General features: G+C 61.3%; 13 protein-coding genes and 1 pseudogene. 11 read left to right on the top strand and 3 right to left on the bottom strand.

Annotated elements, in window-relative coordinates:
• Positions 1 to 95: 95 nt before the first annotated feature.
• A complete protein-coding gene (locus ACQ4WP_RS11410) occupies positions 96 to 1,406 on the bottom strand; it encodes a PQQ-dependent sugar dehydrogenase (RefSeq protein WP_436520624.1) in 1,311 nt (436 codons plus the stop codon).
• 51 nt (positions 1,407 to 1,457) lie between these two features.
• A complete protein-coding gene (locus ACQ4WP_RS11405) occupies positions 1,458 to 1,724 on the bottom strand; it encodes a hypothetical protein (protein WP_436520622.1) in 267 nt (88 codons plus the stop codon).
• A 262-nt stretch (positions 1,725 to 1,986) separates the two neighbouring features.
• Here ACQ4WP_RS11405 and ACQ4WP_RS11400 point away from each other — a divergent pair, with 262 nt between their 5' ends.
• From ACQ4WP_RS11400 to ACQ4WP_RS11350, 11 genes and pseudogenes are all read left to right on the top strand, one after another.
• Positions 1,987 to 2,958, top strand: coding sequence for an NAD kinase (locus ACQ4WP_RS11400; RefSeq protein ID WP_232730743.1), 972 nt, complete (start codon positions 1,987 to 1,989; stop codon positions 2,956 to 2,958).
• A 47-nt stretch (positions 2,959 to 3,005) separates the two neighbouring features.
• Positions 3,006 to 4,673 carry a DNA repair protein RecN gene (recN, locus tag ACQ4WP_RS11395; protein WP_436520620.1) on the top strand — a complete coding sequence of 556 codons (1,668 nt, stop codon included), beginning with the start codon at positions 3,006 to 3,008 and terminating at the stop codon, positions 4,671 to 4,673.
• Positions 4,674 to 4,868: 195 nt separating this feature from the next.
• Positions 4,869 to 5,978 (top strand): ferrochelatase, encoded by a 1,110-nt coding sequence (hemH, locus tag ACQ4WP_RS11390; RefSeq protein ID WP_436520618.1) that lies wholly within the window; start codon positions 4,869 to 4,871, stop codon positions 5,976 to 5,978.
• A 344-nt stretch (positions 5,979 to 6,322) separates the two neighbouring features.
• Complete coding sequence (gene grpE, locus ACQ4WP_RS11385; protein WP_034788734.1) at positions 6,323 to 6,859, top strand: nucleotide exchange factor GrpE; 537 nt, start codon at positions 6,323 to 6,325, stop codon at positions 6,857 to 6,859.
• A 91-nt stretch (positions 6,860 to 6,950) separates the two neighbouring features.
• Positions 6,951 to 8,894 carry a molecular chaperone DnaK gene (gene dnaK / locus ACQ4WP_RS11380; RefSeq protein WP_436520616.1) on the top strand — a complete coding sequence of 648 codons (1,944 nt, stop codon included), beginning with the start codon at positions 6,951 to 6,953 and terminating at the stop codon, positions 8,892 to 8,894.
• A gap of 160 nt (positions 8,895 to 9,054) precedes the next feature.
• Entirely contained in the window at positions 9,055 to 10,188 is a 1,134-nt protein-coding gene (dnaJ, locus tag ACQ4WP_RS11375; RefSeq protein ID WP_010401694.1) for a molecular chaperone DnaJ, read from the top strand.
• Positions 10,189 to 10,322: 134 nt separating this feature from the next.
• On the top strand, positions 10,323 to 10,994 hold the full coding sequence (gene can, locus ACQ4WP_RS11370; RefSeq protein WP_077408716.1) for a carbonate dehydratase: 672 nt from the start codon (positions 10,323 to 10,325) through the stop codon (positions 10,992 to 10,994).
• 151 nt (positions 10,995 to 11,145) lie between these two features.
• On the top strand, positions 11,146 to 12,030 hold the full coding sequence (locus ACQ4WP_RS11365; protein WP_436520613.1) for a TauD/TfdA dioxygenase family protein: 885 nt from the start codon (positions 11,146 to 11,148) through the stop codon (positions 12,028 to 12,030).
• 82 nt (positions 12,031 to 12,112) lie between these two features.
• A pseudogene (locus ACQ4WP_RS11360) lies at positions 12,113 to 13,088 on the top strand (ABC transporter substrate-binding protein).
• Between the two features lies 1 nt (position 13,089).
• Positions 13,090 to 13,935: an ABC transporter ATP-binding protein gene (locus ACQ4WP_RS11355; protein WP_436520611.1), complete on the top strand. Its 846-nt coding sequence runs from the start codon at positions 13,090 to 13,092 to the stop codon at positions 13,933 to 13,935.
• Positions 13,932 to 14,804: an ABC transporter permease gene (locus ACQ4WP_RS11350; RefSeq protein ID WP_436520609.1), complete on the top strand. Its 873-nt coding sequence runs from the start codon at positions 13,932 to 13,934 to the stop codon at positions 14,802 to 14,804. The genes ACQ4WP_RS11355 and ACQ4WP_RS11350 overlap by 4 nt, the downstream gene beginning before the upstream one ends.
• Here ACQ4WP_RS11350 and ACQ4WP_RS11345 read toward each other — a convergent pair whose 3' ends face one another.
• On the bottom strand, positions 14,805 to 15,692 hold the full coding sequence (locus ACQ4WP_RS11345; protein ID WP_436520607.1) for an HTH-type transcriptional regulator ArgP: 888 nt from the start codon (positions 15,690 to 15,692) through the stop codon (positions 14,805 to 14,807).
• Between the last annotated feature and the right edge of the window lie 56 nt (positions 15,693 to 15,748).

Raw genomic sequence — 15,748 nt, 5'->3', positions numbered from 1 at the left:
CTCCTTGCGTGGTTCGAGCGTTCATCATGCGCGCCCCACCTATGCCCTTCCGTTCGTTGCGTCACACAGGGGGCGCATGCGCGGCGCATCGGCGCTCACTGCGCCGGCGTCACGCGCCAGATGGCATTGCCCACGTCGTCCGCCACCAGCAACGCGCCCGCCTTGTCGACGGCCACGCCCACGGGGCGCCCCTGCGCCTTGCCATTCTCGTCCAGGAAGCCGCTGACGACATCCTGTGGCGGGCCGTTGGGCACGCCATTGGCGAAGGGCACATGGATGACTTTATAGCCGCTGAAGGGCTTGCGGTTCCACGAGCCGTGCTGGCCGACGAAGGCGCCGCCCCGGTAGCGTTCGGGCAGCAAGGTGTCGTCATAAAACGCCAGTCCCAGCGAGGCCGTGTGCGCGCCCAGCGCGTAGTCGGGCGCGATGGCGGCGGCCACCAGTTCGGGGCGCGGCGGCTTGACCCGCGCATCGACGTGCTGGCCGAAATAACTGTAGGGCCAGCCATAGAAGGCGCCGTCCTTGACGGAGGTCATGTAGTCCGGCACCAGATCGTTGCCCAGCTCGTCGCGCTCATTGACGGCCGTCCACAGCGCCCCCGTCCCGGGTTGCCAGGCCATGCCGTTCGGATTGCGCAAGCCCGTGGCGTACACGCGTGCCTTGCCCGTCGCCCGCGTGACTTGCCAGATGGCGGCGCGGCCATCTTCGGCCGCCATGCCATTCTCGCCCACATTGCTGTTCGAGCCGACGGAAACATAGAGAAATTTGCCGTCGGCGCTGGCGACGACGTTCTTGGTCCAGTGATGATTGATGGGCCCGCCCGGCAAATCCATCACCTTCACGCCCGGCGCCGTGATGACCGTTTGTCCGGTGACGTAAGGAAAACGCAGCAGGGCGTCGGTATTGGCGATGTACAGCTCGTTGCCGACCAGGGCCATGCCGAACGGCGAGTTCAGTCCTTGCAGGAACGCACTGCGCGTCTGCGCCACGCCATTTGCATCGATGCCGCGCAGCAGGGTAATCCGGTTGGCGCTGGGCGTGGCGGCACCCGCCTTCTTCATCTGCATCTGCATGATGGCGCCCTTGATGCCCTTGCCGTCGTCCGGTTTCGGCGGGGCATTCGTTTCCGCCACCAGCACGTCGCCATTCGGCAGCACGTACAGCCAGCGTGGATGATCGAGGTCGCGCGCATACGCATGGATGGCCAGGCCGGGCGCGACCACGGGGCGCTGCGCGCCTGTCCAGCGCTGCACGGGCGCCACCTTGACGGTGGGAATGAATCGCTTGTCCGGTGCTGGCAGGGCGGGTTGCGGGCCGAAGCCCACGGGCATGGCGGGCGCCTGGGCGTGGGCGACAGTGGTGCCGCAGGCAGCGGCCAGCAGGAATGAACAGACGTAGCGGTGCATGGCGTACTCCATAACGCTACCAGTGCGAGTAGCAGTGCGTGAAAGTTCGATTCAGCGCGCCTTCTTTGGTTCCAGCTGCGCGTCAGGGCGGGCCTGTTGCGGCGCGGCCGGCTTGACCTTTTCCACGCCGGGCTGGGCGCGTCGGTCCGTATCGACCAGGCCGCGTTCCAGGTCGCTGGCCGCCTGCTGCATGATTTTGCGCGGGCGCACGTCTTGCGCGTCGGGAGATTCATCACGCTCGTGCGGCAGACGGTCGACACCGTCATTTTTGACCTTTTCATCGGTATTGATCTTGCGTTCACTTGGTGGGGTAAGCATACGGCCTCCTGACAGTAAAGTTGACGTGAGTTCAGTGTCCTGCCGCGACAGGCCGCCTGCAAGCGGATTTGTCCGTGCTGGGGGCGCTGGCGCACGCATGGACGATTCTTTTTCTGCGCTACACTGCGTGCAACACCAAGAACGCCCCTTGCAGGCACACGGCCGCCGCACTATACTGTGCATATATACAGTATCATGCGATGGCGGCGTGCGACGCGACAGCCTGGGGCGGCTTGCCACCGAATTCACTTCCGAGACTCTTATGCCCGTCGATACACACGCCGAACAGCGCGCCGAACAGCCAGCCGCGACCTTGCCAGCCCCGGGCGAGCGCTTCAACCTGGGCGCCAAGACCATCGCCCTGGTCGTGCGCCAGAATACGGATGGCATTGCCGAGCCCGTGAAAAGCATCGTCGATTTCCTGCAAGTGCTGGGCCACACGGTAGTCTTTGAGGCGGAGACGGCCGCGCATCTGAACCTGGCGTTTCCCGGCGTGCGCGCCATGTCGCCGGCCGAGATCGGCGCCGCCGCCGATTGCGCCATCGTCATGGGCGGCGACGGCACCATGCTGGGCATTGCGCGCCAGCTGGCGCCATTCGATGTCCCCTTGATCGGTATCAATCAAGGGCGCTTGGGCTTCATGACGGATATCCCGCTCGAGCGCATGCTGCCCGTGCTGGCGCAAATTCTCGGTGGCCGCTTCAAGGCAGAACGCCGCACCTTGCTCGAAGGCAGTGTGCTGCGCGACGGCGAGTCGATTCACGTGGGCATGGCCGTCAACGATGTCGTCGTCTCGCGCGGCGGCGGCGCCGGCATGGCCGAATTGCGCGTCGAGGTCGATGGACACTTCATGTACAACCAGCGTTCGGATGGCTTGATCATTTCCACGCCCACGGGCTCGACCGCGTACTCGCTGTCGGCTGGCGGCCCCTTGCTGCACCCGACCCTGGGCGGCATCGTGCTCGTGCCGATCGCCCCGCATGCGCTGTCGAACCGCCCCATCGTCCTGCCCGACTCCAGCCAGATCGTCGTGGAAATCGTGCGCGGGCGCGATATCAGCGTCAATTTCGACATGCAGACCTTTGCCAGCCTGGTGCAGCAAGATCGCATCCTTATCCGCCGTTCGCCGCACACGATTACCTTCCTGCATCCGGAAGGGTGGAGTTACTACAACACCCTGCGTGAAAAATTGCACTGGAATGAGTATCCGTCGGGCGAGGGCAAGCTCAGCTAACATTTTCCCCACGTCAACCCGCGGTGCGCCGCCTAACCACAGAAGCCATGCTCCATACACTGTCCATTCGCGATTTTGTCATTGTCGATACCATTGAACTGGAATTTTCCGCCGGCTTCAGCGTGCTGACGGGTGAGACGGGCGCCGGCAAGTCCATCCTCATCGATGCGCTCACCCTGGCGCTGGGCGGACGCGGCGACGCCAGCGTGGTGCGCGAAGGCGCGGCCAAGGCCGATATCACGGCCGATTTTTCCGTCAGCGAGGTGGCGCAGGCCTGGCTGGTGGCGCATGAATTCGCCAACGACGATGGCGGCGCCCTGCTGCGCCGCGTGATCGACAATGCGGGCCGCTCGAAAGCGTATATCAACGGCATCCCCGCCACGGCCGCGCAGTTGCGCGAACTGGGCGACATGCTGGTCGATATCCACGGCCAGCACGCGCACCAGTCCTTGCTGAAAAGCGAGGCGCAGCGCGCCCTGCTCGATGGTCAGGCGACGGCGCGCGAAGCGGGCGTGGAGCAGGATGCGCGGCAGGTGGCGGCGCTGCACAAGCGCTGGCGCGCCCTCGTGCGCCAGCGCGAAGAATTCGAAACGAATGCCGCCAACGTGCTGTACGAGCGCGAACGGCTGGAATGGCAAGTGGGCGAACTGGAAAAACTGGCTGCCAAGCCGGGCGAGTGGACGGAGATCACGAACGAGCACAGCCGCCTGTCGCACGCGGCCAGCTTGCTGGAAGGGGCGCAGGAAGCCCTGTCCCTCATTTCCGAGTCGGAAGACCACCCCATCGTGTCGCAACTGTCGGCCTTGAACCAGAAGCTGGGCAAGCTGGTGTCCGTGGACGCGGAATTGCAGCCGATCGTCGACCTGATCGAATCGTCGCGCATCCAGCTGCAGGAATCCGTGTACGCGCTGAACAACTACCTGGACCGGGTCGAACTGGACCCGGAGCGACTGCACCAGCTCGACGCGCGCATGGAAGCCATGCACAGCACGGCCCGCAAATTCCGCGTCACACCAGAAGAGCTACCGGAGGAACACGCCAAGCTGTCGGAAAAGCTGCAGCACCTGGCCGACGCTTCCGACATCGAAGGCTTGCTGCGCCAGGAAGCGAAGATCGAAGCGGAATACCGCGTCGTGGCGGGCCGCCTGTCGGCCACGCGCCAGGCGGCGGCAGTGGAGCTGGGGCACGCCGTCACGCGCGCCATGCAGGAACTGAGCATGACGGGCGGCAGTTTTGAAATCGCCCTGCATCCGTGCGTACCGTCTGCCCATGGTCTGGAGCAAGTGGAATTCCTCGTTGCCGGCCATGCGGGCACGGCGCCCCGCTCGCTGGCCAAAGTGGCGTCCGGCGGCGAACTGGCGCGCATTGCGCTGGCCATCTCCGTCATCACCTCGCACGCTACCACCACGCCGACCCTGATCTTCGATGAGGTCGACAGCGGCATCGGCGGCGCCGTGGCCGAAGTGGTGGGGCGCCTGCTGAAACGCCTGGGGCAAGGACGGCAAGTACTGTGCGTGACCCATTTGCCGCAAGTGGCCAGCCAGGCGAACCAGCATTTTCAGGTGGCAAAAAGCACCCTGGAGAATGGCAAGACGGCATCGCGCATCGACATGCTCGATGCCAAGGCCCGCGTGGAAGAAGTGGCGCGCATGCTGGGCGGCCTGGAAATCACGGCCACCACGCGCAAGCACGCGCGCGAGTTGCTGGCGATTTGATTCGTGGCTGGGGGTAGACCGGGGTCAGACCCGCCGGGTCTGACCCCAGCCTTTGCTTGTGGGCTAATTGTCGAGAGCCATCATTCCCCCCAGCCTTTGCTGTGGGTGAATTGCATCAACATCCATCTTTCCCGATGTTGACGCAATGTAACTATAATAGTTGGGCTATCCATCCAACGCCTTCGAAGAGCCTTCATGTCATTTCAAACAGAACCGCCGTACACGCATGGCAGCATCGACCGCAGCGCCGTGGTGCTGGTCAACCTGGGCACGCCCGACGCGCCGACCTCGTCGGCCGTGCGGCGTTACCTGAAGCAATTTTTGTCCGATCCCCGCGTGGTGGAGATTCCCCGCGTCGTCTGGTGGTTCATCCTGAACCTGATTATTTTGCCATTTCGCTCTGGCCAGTCGGCCAAGAAATATGCGTCGATCTGGACGCGCGAGGGTTCGCCCCTGAAAGTGCATACGCAGAAACAGGCGAAATTGCTGGCCGGCGCGCTGGCCGAGCGGGGCCACGACGGCGTCACGGTGGCCATGGCCATGCGCTACGGTTCGCCTTCCCTGCCCGAAGTGCTGGCCAGGCTGAAAAGCGAAGGCTGCGAGCGCATCGCCATCCTGCCAGCCTATCCGCAATATTCGGGCACGACGACGGGCTCCATCTACGACGCCGTGTTCGCCCATTGCGCCACCGTGCGCAATGTGCCGGAATTGCGTTTTATTAAGCAGTATCACGAGCACGACACGTATATCGACGCCTTGCGCGATTCCGTGTTGAATCACTGGGAAGCGCATGGCCGTCCGGAAAAACTGGTGATGAGTTTTCATGGCGTACCCAAGCGTACCTTGCTGCTGGGCGATCCCTACCACTGCCAATGCCTGAAAACGGCGCGATTGCTGGCGGAAAAGTTAAAGTTGAGTAAAGAGCAATATATGGTGACCTTCCAGTCGCGCTTTGGCAAGGCCGAATGGCTGCAGCCGTACACGGCACCCACCCTGGTGGCGCTGGCGCAACAGGGCGTCAAGCGCGTTGACCTGCTGTGTCCGGGCTTTACCAGCGATTGCCTGGAAACGCTGGAAGAGATCGCCATGGAAGCCAAGCATGATTTCGAAACGGCCGGCGGCCAGCACTTTCATTACATTGCTTGCCTGAACGAAACGCCAGCCTGGATCGCCGGCATGGCGGAAATTGCCGAACAGCACATGATTGGCTGGCCGACGATGAAGACGGCGCCGCAGCGCGAGGCGGACAAGAAAGCGGGCGAGCAGGCGCGCGCGACGGCCCTGGCGCTGGGCGCGGCGAATTAAGGGGTATTGATTTTTACGCAATAAAAAGCCGCGCTTGCGCGGCTTTGTCATGTCTGGCGTGGCCAAAGCAATCTCCAGATAGTAGCGCTGCCAGTGGCGATGGCTGTAGCGGGGCTGGTAGAATGCCCGCTTTGCCGTGGGAAGCCTGCAAAATCAAGGGAGCGCGCACGCCTCGCTGCCCGAAATGGGAAGTGCTTTGTAATAAGCTGTAACATGGAACGATGTAATCCCTGGTTTTGCCACGCATACCCCTTGAAACAATAGGATATAGCCCCATCTGCCCGTTAGTGTTGTAAAGATTTTAGACTAACTCATTTAAGTCATTGATTGTAGGAGCTTTTCAGATGCAAGATCAGGAAAATCAAGCTGTACCTAATCCGCAAGCGGACGCCGCGGCGACTGCCCCATCGACTCCCGCAGAGCCTACTTTGGAAGAGCAGCTGGCGAGTACCGAAGCGCGTCTTGCAGAGATGCACGATGCCTTCATGCGCGCCAAGGCCGATGGCGAAAATATTCGTCGCCGTGCGCAGGAAGATGTTGCTAAAGCGCATAAATTCGCAGTGGAAAGCTTTGCCGAAGCCATGGTGCCGGTGAAAGACAGCCTGGAAACGGCGCTGACGGTGGAAGCACCGACCATCGAATCGCTGAAAGAAGGCGTCGAGATGACCCTGAAGCAACTGAACGCTGCGTTCGAGCGCAACCGCCTGGTGGAAGTGTTGCCAGTGCAGGGTGAAAAGCTCGATCCGATGAAACACCAGGCCGTTGCCGTGGTGCCAGCGGAGCAGGAAGCCAATACCATCGTGTCTGTCCTGCAAAAGGGCTATATGATTGCGGACCGCCTGCTGCGTCCAGCCATTGTAACGACCGCGCAAGCAAAATAATCAGAGGGCGGCATCAAGCAAGCCTTGAAACCATGCCGCTTTGCCACATATAAGAACCATCTGAAATCTAGCAAATAAAAGGAAATAAATCATGGGTAGAATTATCGGTATCGATCTGGGAACCACGAATTCCTGCGTTTCCATCATGGAAAACGGTCAACCAAAGGTAATCGAAAACGCTGAAGGCGCACGCACGACGCCGTCGATTATTGCTTATCAAGAAGATGGCGAAATTCTCGTCGGCGCGCCAGCGAAACGCCAGGCCGTGACCAATCCGAAAAACACGCTGTACGCAGTCAAGCGTTTGATCGGTCGCAAGTTCGACGAAAAAGAAGTACAAAAAGACATCGCGCTGATGCCGTACCAAATCATGAAAGCCGACAACGGCGATGCATGGATCGGCGTACGCGACAAAAAACTGGCGCCGCCACAAATTTCCGCTGAAGTGCTGCGCAAGATGAAAAAAACGGCAGAAGACTACCTCGGTGAAGAAGTCACCGAAGCCGTCATTACCGTGCCAGCGTACTTCAACGACTCGCAGCGTCAAGCCACCAAGGATGCCGGCCGTATCGCTGGCCTGGACGTCAAGCGCATCATCAACGAGCCAACGGCGGCAGCGCTGGCGTTCGGCCTGGACAAGACCGAAAAAGGCGACCGTAAAATCGCCGTGTATGACTTGGGTGGCGGTACGTTCGACGTGTCGATCATCGAAATCGCAGATGTTGATGGCGAGAAACAATTTGAAGTGCTGTCCACCAACGGCGACACCTTCCTGGGCGGCGAAGACTTCGACCAGCGCATCATCGATTACATCATCGACGAGTTCAAGAAGATCAACGGCATCGATCTGAAAAAAGATCCGATCGCTCTGCAGCGCATCAAGGCTTCGGCCGAGCGCGCGAAGATCGAACTGTCGTCGTCGCAACAAACCGAGATCAACGAGCCGTACATCGCCATGGCCAATGGCGCGCCGGTCCACCTGAACCTGAAGATGACCCGCGCCAAGCTGGAGTCCCTGGTGGAAGAACTGATCATCGCGACGATGGAACCTTGCCGCATCGCCATCAAGGATGCTGGTGTAAAAGTGTCCGACATCGACGACATCATCCTGGTCGGCGGCATGACCCGCATGCCGAAGGTACAGGAAAAAGTGAAGGAATTCTTCGGCAAAGATCCACGCAAAGACGTGAATCCGGACGAAGCCGTGGCAGTGGGCGCAGCGATTCAAGGTTCGGTCCTGTCGGGCGAACGTAAAGACTTGCTGTTGCTGGACGTAACGCCTTTGTCCCTGGGTATCGAAACCCTGGGCGGCGTGATGACCAAGATGATCCACAAAAACACGACGATTCCGACCAAGTTCAGCCAGGTGTTCTCGACGGCCGACGACAATCAGCCTGCGGTGACCATCAAGGTCTTCCAGGGTGAGCGCGAAATCGCCGCCGGTAACAAAGGCTTGGGTGAATTCAATCTGGAAGGCATTCCACCATCGTCGCGCGGCACGCCGCAGATCGAAGTGACCTTCGACATCGACGCCAACGGCATCTTGCATGTCGGCGCGAAAGACAAGGCCACCGGCAAGGAAAACAAGATCACGATCAAGGCCAATTCCGGCTTGACCGAGGCTGAAATCCAGAAGATGGTAAAAGACGCCGAGTTGAACGCGGAAGAAGACAAGAAGGTTAAAGAATTGGCCGAGTCGCGCAATCAGGCCGATGCTCTGGTACACTCGACCCGGAAATCCTTGACCGAATACGGCGACAAGCTCGATGCGGGCGAGAAAGAGAAGATCGAAGCGGCGATCACCGACCTGGAAGCAAGCATCAAGGCGGGCGACAAGGCTGAGATCGACACCAAGGTGGAAGCACTGTCGAGCGCATCGCAGAAACTGGGCGAAAAAATGTATGCCGACATGCAAGCGCAGCAAGCTGCCGGCGGCGCGGAAGGTGCACAGCAAGCTGCTGGCGCATCGGATGCAGGCGCCAAGCAAGACGACGTTGTTGACGCTGACTTCAAAGAAGTCAAAGACAGCAAGTAATGTCTCGCGCTCCCATGAACTGGGGGCAGCCGGGCTGAACGCTACATCGCGGGATTAGCCGCGAAGACCGGCCGAGCCGAGTCGTTGCCCAGTGCAGCACTCGACTCGGCTTTTTCGTGTAATTTTTACATCAGTAGATAGACTGCAAGGTGCCGACAACATGGCAAAGCGTGATTTTTACGAGACACTCGGTGTCGCAAAAAATGCTTCGGAAGAAGAGATCAAAAAGTCTTACCGTAAACTGGCGATGAAATACCATCCGGACCGCAATCCGGATAGCAAGGAATCGGAAGAAAAGTTTAAGGAAGTCAAAGAAGCCTACGAAATGCTGACCAATCCGGAAAAGCGCGAAGCGTATGACCGCTATGGTCACGCCGGCGTGGACCCGAACATGGGCGGCGGTGGCGGCTTCGGCGGCGGTGCCGGCGGCTTTGCCGACAGCTTCGGCGATATCTTCGGCGACATCTTTGGCGGTGGCGGTGGACGCAGCCGCAATGCGGGGCCACAGGTGTACCGTGGCGCCGACTTGCGCTACAACCTGGAAATTACACTGGAGCAAGCTGCGCACGGCTTCGACACGACCATCCGCGTGCCGAGCTGGGACAAGTGCGACACCTGCCACGGCAGCGGCGCCAAGCCGGGCACGTCGCCAACCACCTGCGGTACTTGCGGTGGCCACGGCCAGGTGCGCATGCAGCAAGGTTTCTTCAGCATCCAGCAAACCTGCCCGAAATGCCATGGCAGCGGCAAGGTCATCACCGACCCCTGCACGCCATGCGGCGGCGCCGGTCGCATCAAGCGCAACAAGACCCTGGAAGTCAAGATACCAGTCGGTATCGACAACGGCATGCGTATCCGTTCGTCCGGCAACGGCGAACCGGGCACGAATGGCGGCCCAGCGGGCGACCTGTACGTGGAAATCCACATCAAGCCGCACGCCGTGTTCCAGCGCGAAGGCGACGACCTGCATTGCGAAATGCCGATCTCGTTCACCAAGGCGGCCCTGGGCGGCGAAATCGAAGTGCCGACCCTGAACGGCAAAGTGTCGTTCACGATCCCGGAAGGCACCCAGTCGGGCAAGACCTTCCGCCTGAAAGGCAAGGGCATCAAGGGCGTGCGCTCCGGTTACGCGGGCGACCTGTTCTGCCACGTGGCGATCGAAACACCGGTGAAGCTGACGGAAAAACAGAAAGACCTGCTGCGCGACTTTGAAAAGTCGACCACTGAGGGTGGTGCCAAGCACAGTCCGCAAAGCAAGACCTGGAAAGACAAGGTCAAGGATTTTTTTGAGTAAGCACACGTAATACCAGGCGCCGGGATGCTTAAACATCCCGGCGTTTTTTTCACTACGACTGAGAAATGTGCGTACATCGCCGGCCTATGGGCGCGATCTGCCGCCCTCAGTCGTACTCACACAATGGGAGCGATATGACCGAACCGAAAAATGGCCTGGCCCTGGCGGAACTGCTGCAGCGAAACCGCCGCTGGGCCGACTCGATGGTGGCGAAAGACCCGAACTTCTTCAAGAACCTGGAAGCGCAAACGTCGCCCGAATACCTGTGGATCGGCTGTTCCGACAGCCGCGTGCCCGCCAACGAATTGCTGGGCATGGCGCCTGGTGACGTGTTTGTCCACCGTAACATTGCCAATGTGGTCGTGCACTCCGACCTCAATTGCCTGTCCGTCCTGCAATTTGCCGTGGACGTGCTGAAAGTCAAACATGTCATCATCGTCGGCCATTACGGCTGCAAGGGCGTACATGCGGCCATGACGGGCACGCGCATCGGCCTGGTCGACAACTGGCTGCGCCACGTGCAGGACGTGGGCCAGAAGCACGAACGCTACCTGGGCGACGTGCTGACCAGCCGCCAGCGCGGCGACCGCCTGTGCGAACTGAACGTGGTCGAGCAGGTCTTGAACGTGTGCCAGACCACCATCGTGCAAGATGCGTGGGAACGGGGCCAGGAACTCAGCGTCCATGGTTGGGTCTATGGCTTGAAAGATGGCTTGCTGAACGACCTGGAAGTGACCGTCACGGCCGGCCACGAGCTGGCGCCGCGCATGGCGACCCGCCTGGCTCGCTACGAAGCAACGGCGTAAGCAGCGCCGGCGCCGCGCCAGATCCCTGGCCACGCCGATGCCTGTCGCAGCGTGGCGCAACGCGCCGCGCATATCCATATGGTAAATGCTTCGTTTGCAAGCAAGGCCGGCCGGCATACAGTGGACTTCCCCAGACTCTTGGCGAATTCCCATGTCGGCCGTCCTGAAACCCGTGCTTTCCACCAGCCATTTCCGTATCGAGACTTTCGATGCGCCGCTCGGCGCGCAAGTGCTGGGGCTGGACCTGGCGCAGCCGCTGTCGCTGGGCGACTTCCAGCGCCTGCACCACGCCCACCTCGACCATCACGTGCTGGTGTTTCGCGAACAGCACATCACGCCGCAGCAGCAAGTCGATTTCAGCCGCCGTTACGGTCCCCTGCAAATCCACGTGCTGCGCCAGTTCCAGTTGCCGACGCAGCCGGAAGTGCTGATCATCTCGAACATCGTCGAGGATGGCCAGCCCATCGGCCTGGGCGATGCGGGCCATTTCTGGCACTCGGACCTCTCGTACAAGGAAGTGCCCAGCCTCGGCTCCATGCTGTACGCGCAAGAGTTGCCGGACGAGGGCGGCGATACCGTGTTTGCGAATATGCACCTGGCCTGGGAAAGCTTGCCGGCCGCGCTGCGCCACGCCGTGCGCGGCGCCCGTGCCGAGCACAGCTACCTGAGCCAGTATGAGGAATTGCGCCGCCGCAATCCCTGGCGGCCCGCCTTGACGCAGGCGCAGATCGATGAAGTCAAACCTGTCACCCATCCCGTCGTGCGCGTGCATCCGGAAACGGGACGCCGTGCCCTGTTTGTCAGCGAACATTTCACCACGCGCATCATCGGCTTGCCCGCCGATGAAAGCCGCACCCTGCTCGACGAACTGTTTGCCCACAGCGTGCGCCCCGAGCACTTGTATGTGCACCGCTGGCAGCCGCACGACCTGGTGTTCTGGGATAACCGCTCCTTGATGCACCTGGCGACGGGGTGCCCGCCCGAGCAGCGCCGCAAGCTGTATCGCACCACCATCGAAGGCGATGCGCCGTACTGATTTTTTGACCGTAGTTGACCAAGGAGTGTCCATGTTGCCGATCTTTAGCTTTGTCCGCCGCCGCCTTTTCGCCACCATCGCCATGCTGTGTTTGACATGCATGGCGGCAAGCATGGCCCGGGCCGAAGGCCAGATCCGCATCGCCGGCCAGCATGGCATCACCTTCTTGCTGCTCAATATTGCGCAGGAACAAAAGCTGATCGAAAAGCATGGCAAGCAGCAGGGCGTCGACGTGAAGGTCGCGTGGATCACCTTGTCCGGCGGACCCGCCATCAATGACGCTTTGTTGTCGGGCAATATCGATATCGCGGGGGGCCGGCCTGGGGCCGCTGTTGACCATATGGGACCGCACGAAAGGCCGGCAGAATGTGCGCGGCGTGGCCTCGCTCGGCAATTTCCCTTACTACTTGGTCAGCAACAATCCCAAGGTGAAAACTCTGGCGGACTTGACGGACAAGGACCGCATCGCCTTGCCGGCCGTGTCCGTCTCCGTGCAGGCGCGCATCTTGCAGATGGCGGTGGCGAAACAGTGGGGCGACAAGGAATTTGCGCGGCTCGATAAAATCACGCAAACCCTGCCGCACCCGGACGCGGCCGCCGCCATTATCGCCGGCGGCACGGAGCTCAGTGGACACTTTGGCAACTCGCCGTTCCAGGAGCAGGAACTGGCGCAGAACCCGAACGCCCACATCATCCTGAACTCGTATGACGTGCAGGGCGGACCCAGCTCATCGACCCTGCTGTATGCGACAGAAAAGTACCGCAAGGACAATCCCAAGACTTACCGCGCCTTCATCGCCGCGCTGGCGGAAGCGGCGCAGTATGCGAGCAGCAATCCGCATGGCGCGGCCGACATCTATATCAAGGTGAATAAAAGCAAGGTGGACCGCAATCTGCTGCTGAAAATCTTTGCCAACCCGCAAGTGCAGTTCAAGATCGCGCCGCAAAACACTTATGGCCTGGCGCAATTCCTGCACCGCGTGAATGCCATCCGCAACCTGCCCGACAGCTGGCGCGATTATTTTTTTGACGACCCTGCCATCACGCAAGGAGGCTGACATGAACGCACCCGCTTTTCACCTGGTACGTCCTCAGGTCACGCTACAGCCATTGCTCAGCGTGAAACATGTCAGCCTGGAATACCGGACGGAACAGCGCACCGTGCGCGCCACGCATGATGTCAGTTTCGACGTGTTTCGGGGCGACCGTTTCGTCTTGCTGGGACCATCCGGTTGCGGCAAGTCGTCATTGCTGAAAGCCGTGGCCGGTTTCATCGCGCCGCGTGCGGGCAGCATCGCCATGCAGGATAAAATCATCACGAAGCCGGGGCCGGATCGTGTCGTCGTGTTCCAGGAATTCGATCAATTGCCACCATGGAAGACGGTGTTGGAAAACGTCATGTTCCCTTTGTTGGCCAGCAAGCGGCTCGACAAGGTGGCGGCCCGCGAGCGCGCCCATCACTGGATTGCCAAGGTGGGCCTGGCCGGCTTTGAAGATGCCCATCCGCACACCTTGTCGGGTGGCATGAAGCAACGGGTAGCCATCGCGCGCGCCCTGGCCATGCAGCCGGAAGTGCTGCTGATGGACGAGCCGTTTGCCGCGCTCGATGCATTGACGCGGCGCAAGATGCAGGAAGAGCTGAGCCGCCTGTGGGAAGAGCTGCGCTTTACCCTCGTCTTCGTCACGCATTCGATCGAGGAAGCGCTGGTGGTGGGCAACCGCATCCTGCTGCTGTCGCCCCATCCGGGCCGCGTGCGTGCCGAGCTCAACAGCCATCAATTCGGCTTGCACAGCGCGGGCAGTGCGGAATTCCAGGCCGCCAGCAGCCGCATCCACGGCCTGCTGTTTGATGAGGAAGTTACTCCATTCCCGCAAGCAGCCAGCGCGCAGCGGGAGGCCGTATGAACGTGCTGCTGGAGCCGCCCATCCGCCAGGAGTTCGTATATGCGGCGCCACCGCTGGCCGGCGTCACCGTCGAGCAGCCGCTGTCGCACTGGCAGCGCATGAGCCAGCACGCGCTGTGGCGCAAGGCATTCATTCTGCTCAGCCTGGCCCTGTTGTGGGAAGGCGCGGCGCGCTGGACGCAGAACGATTTGCTACTGCCCAGTTTTCTCCAGACGGCGCAGGCGTTTATCGGCGGCGTCGCCAGCGGTGAATTGCTCACGCGTACGGCTGCGTCCCTGGTCGTCTTGCTGCAGGGCTATGCGGTGGGCGTGCTGGCCGCCTTCGTGCTGACCTTGCTGGCCGTGTCCAGCCGCATTGGCCGCGACGTGCTGGAAACCCTGACAGCCATGCTCAATCCCTTGCCGGCGATTGCCCTGCTGCCGCTGGCCCTGCTGTGGTTCGGCCTGGGGCGCGCCAGTTTGATCTTTGTCATCATCCATTCCGTGATGTGGCCGCTGGCCCTGAATACCTATGCGGGCTTCCAGGGCGTGCCGGAAACCCTGCGCATGGCGGGCCGCAACTACGGGCTGAGTGGATTGCAGCTGGTGCTGCACATCCTCGTGCCGGGCGCCTTGCCATCGATCGTTTCGGGCTTGAAAATAGGCTGGGCGTTTGCCTGGCGCACCCTGATCGCGGCCGAACTGGTATTCGGCACCACCTCGGGGCAGGGCGGCCTGGGCTGGTACATCTTCCAGAACCGCAACGAGCTGTACACGGACAAAGTGTTCGCGGGCCTGGCGGCCGTCATCGTCATCGGCTTGCTGGTGGAAAACATCGGCTTTCGCAGCCTGGAGCGCGTCACCTTGAAGCGCTGGGGCATGCAGAGATAACTATTTCAACATGGTGCGCGCCGCCGCGATGATGTGCCGCGACAGCTGCTCCATGCGCGGCGACTGCACTTTCCACGTGTGCCAGTACAGGGCCACGTCGGCCGGGGTCTTGGGCGTGAGCATTTCCACCAGCTCGCCATCCGTGTTCGTCTTCAGCAGCAATTCCGGCACCATGCCGTAGCCGAGGCCGTAGCGGATGGCGTTGAAGTGCGAGGTGGCGCCCGGCACGTAATGGCAGGGGTAGGCCCCTTCGGGCAGCCCCAGCGCCTCTTGCAGGAAAGACGACTGCAAGGTGTCCTTGCGCGTGTAGGCGACGACGGGCGCTGTGCGCGCCGCCTTGCGCGTCAGGCCGTGCGCGAACCACTGCTGGCGGAACGCGGGCGTGGCTACCAGCCAGTAGCGCATCACGCCCAGCGGCTCGGCCGTGCAGCCGCGCATGGGTTTCGCCTCCGTGCTGATGCAGCCGATGGCCATGCCCGTTTCCAGCAAGGTATACGTGTGGTCCTGGTCTTCCACGGTCAGGTCCAGCAGCACCCTTTCGCGTATCAGCACCTCCGACAGGGCCGGGAAGAACCAGGTACCCATCGAATCCGCGTTCAGCGCCAGCACCAGGGTCAGCGGGGCATCCTGCTGCACCGCCAGCTCCGCCTGCAAGTCCGCTTCCAGCAGCTTGGCCCGTTTCAAATACTGCATCAGGCGCTGGCCCATGCGCGTGGCGCGCGCGGGACGGCTGCGCACGATCAGCGCATTGCCCAGCTGACTTTCCAGCGCCCGCACGCGCTGCGAAATGGCGGGCGAGGTCAGGTGCAGCTGCAGCGCCGCCTGCTCGAAGCTGCCCGTTTCGACGACGGCGCGGAACGCTTCCGTGTGCTTGGGATTCAGGTTCATGGTGCGTGCCTAACATAAGAAAAATTTATCAATACTAAATAATACTTACTTTTGAT

It is taken from the genome of Janthinobacterium lyxosi (assembly GCF_051380665.1).
Classification (GTDB): Bacteria; Pseudomonadota; Gammaproteobacteria; order Burkholderiales; family Burkholderiaceae_D; genus Janthinobacterium.
The sequence above is the reverse complement of the archived record's forward strand: the minus strand, read 5'-3'. Positions and strand labels throughout refer to the sequence as shown.

Coding starts and splice junctions, on each gene's coding strand:
- grpE (WP_034788734.1), top strand. CDS start 6,323: ATGCAAGATCAGGAAAATCAAGCTGTACCTAATCCGCAAGCGGACGCC.
- dnaJ (WP_010401694.1), top strand. CDS start 9,055: ATGGCAAAGCGTGATTTTTACGAGACACTCGGTGTCGCAAAAAATGCT.
- hemH (WP_436520618.1), top strand. CDS start 4,869: ATGTCATTTCAAACAGAACCGCCGTACACGCATGGCAGCATCGACCGC.
- ACQ4WP_RS11400 (WP_232730743.1), top strand. CDS start 1,987: ATGCCCGTCGATACACACGCCGAACAGCGCGCCGAACAGCCAGCCGCG.
- ACQ4WP_RS11405 (WP_436520622.1), bottom strand. CDS start 1,724: ATGCTTACCCCACCAAGTGAACGCAAGATCAATACCGATGAAAAGGTC.
- ACQ4WP_RS11355 (WP_436520611.1), top strand. CDS start 13,090: ATGAACGCACCCGCTTTTCACCTGGTACGTCCTCAGGTCACGCTACAG.
- dnaK (WP_436520616.1), top strand. CDS start 6,951: ATGGGTAGAATTATCGGTATCGATCTGGGAACCACGAATTCCTGCGTT.
- can (WP_077408716.1), top strand. CDS start 10,323: ATGACCGAACCGAAAAATGGCCTGGCCCTGGCGGAACTGCTGCAGCGA.
- ACQ4WP_RS11365 (WP_436520613.1), top strand. CDS start 11,146: ATGTCGGCCGTCCTGAAACCCGTGCTTTCCACCAGCCATTTCCGTATC.
- recN (WP_436520620.1), top strand. CDS start 3,006: ATGCTCCATACACTGTCCATTCGCGATTTTGTCATTGTCGATACCATT.
- ACQ4WP_RS11410 (WP_436520624.1), bottom strand. CDS start 1,406: ATGCACCGCTACGTCTGTTCATTCCTGCTGGCCGCTGCCTGCGGCACC.
- ACQ4WP_RS11345 (WP_436520607.1), bottom strand. CDS start 15,692: ATGAACCTGAATCCCAAGCACACGGAAGCGTTCCGCGCCGTCGTCGAA.
- ACQ4WP_RS11350 (WP_436520609.1), top strand. CDS start 13,932: ATGAACGTGCTGCTGGAGCCGCCCATCCGCCAGGAGTTCGTATATGCG.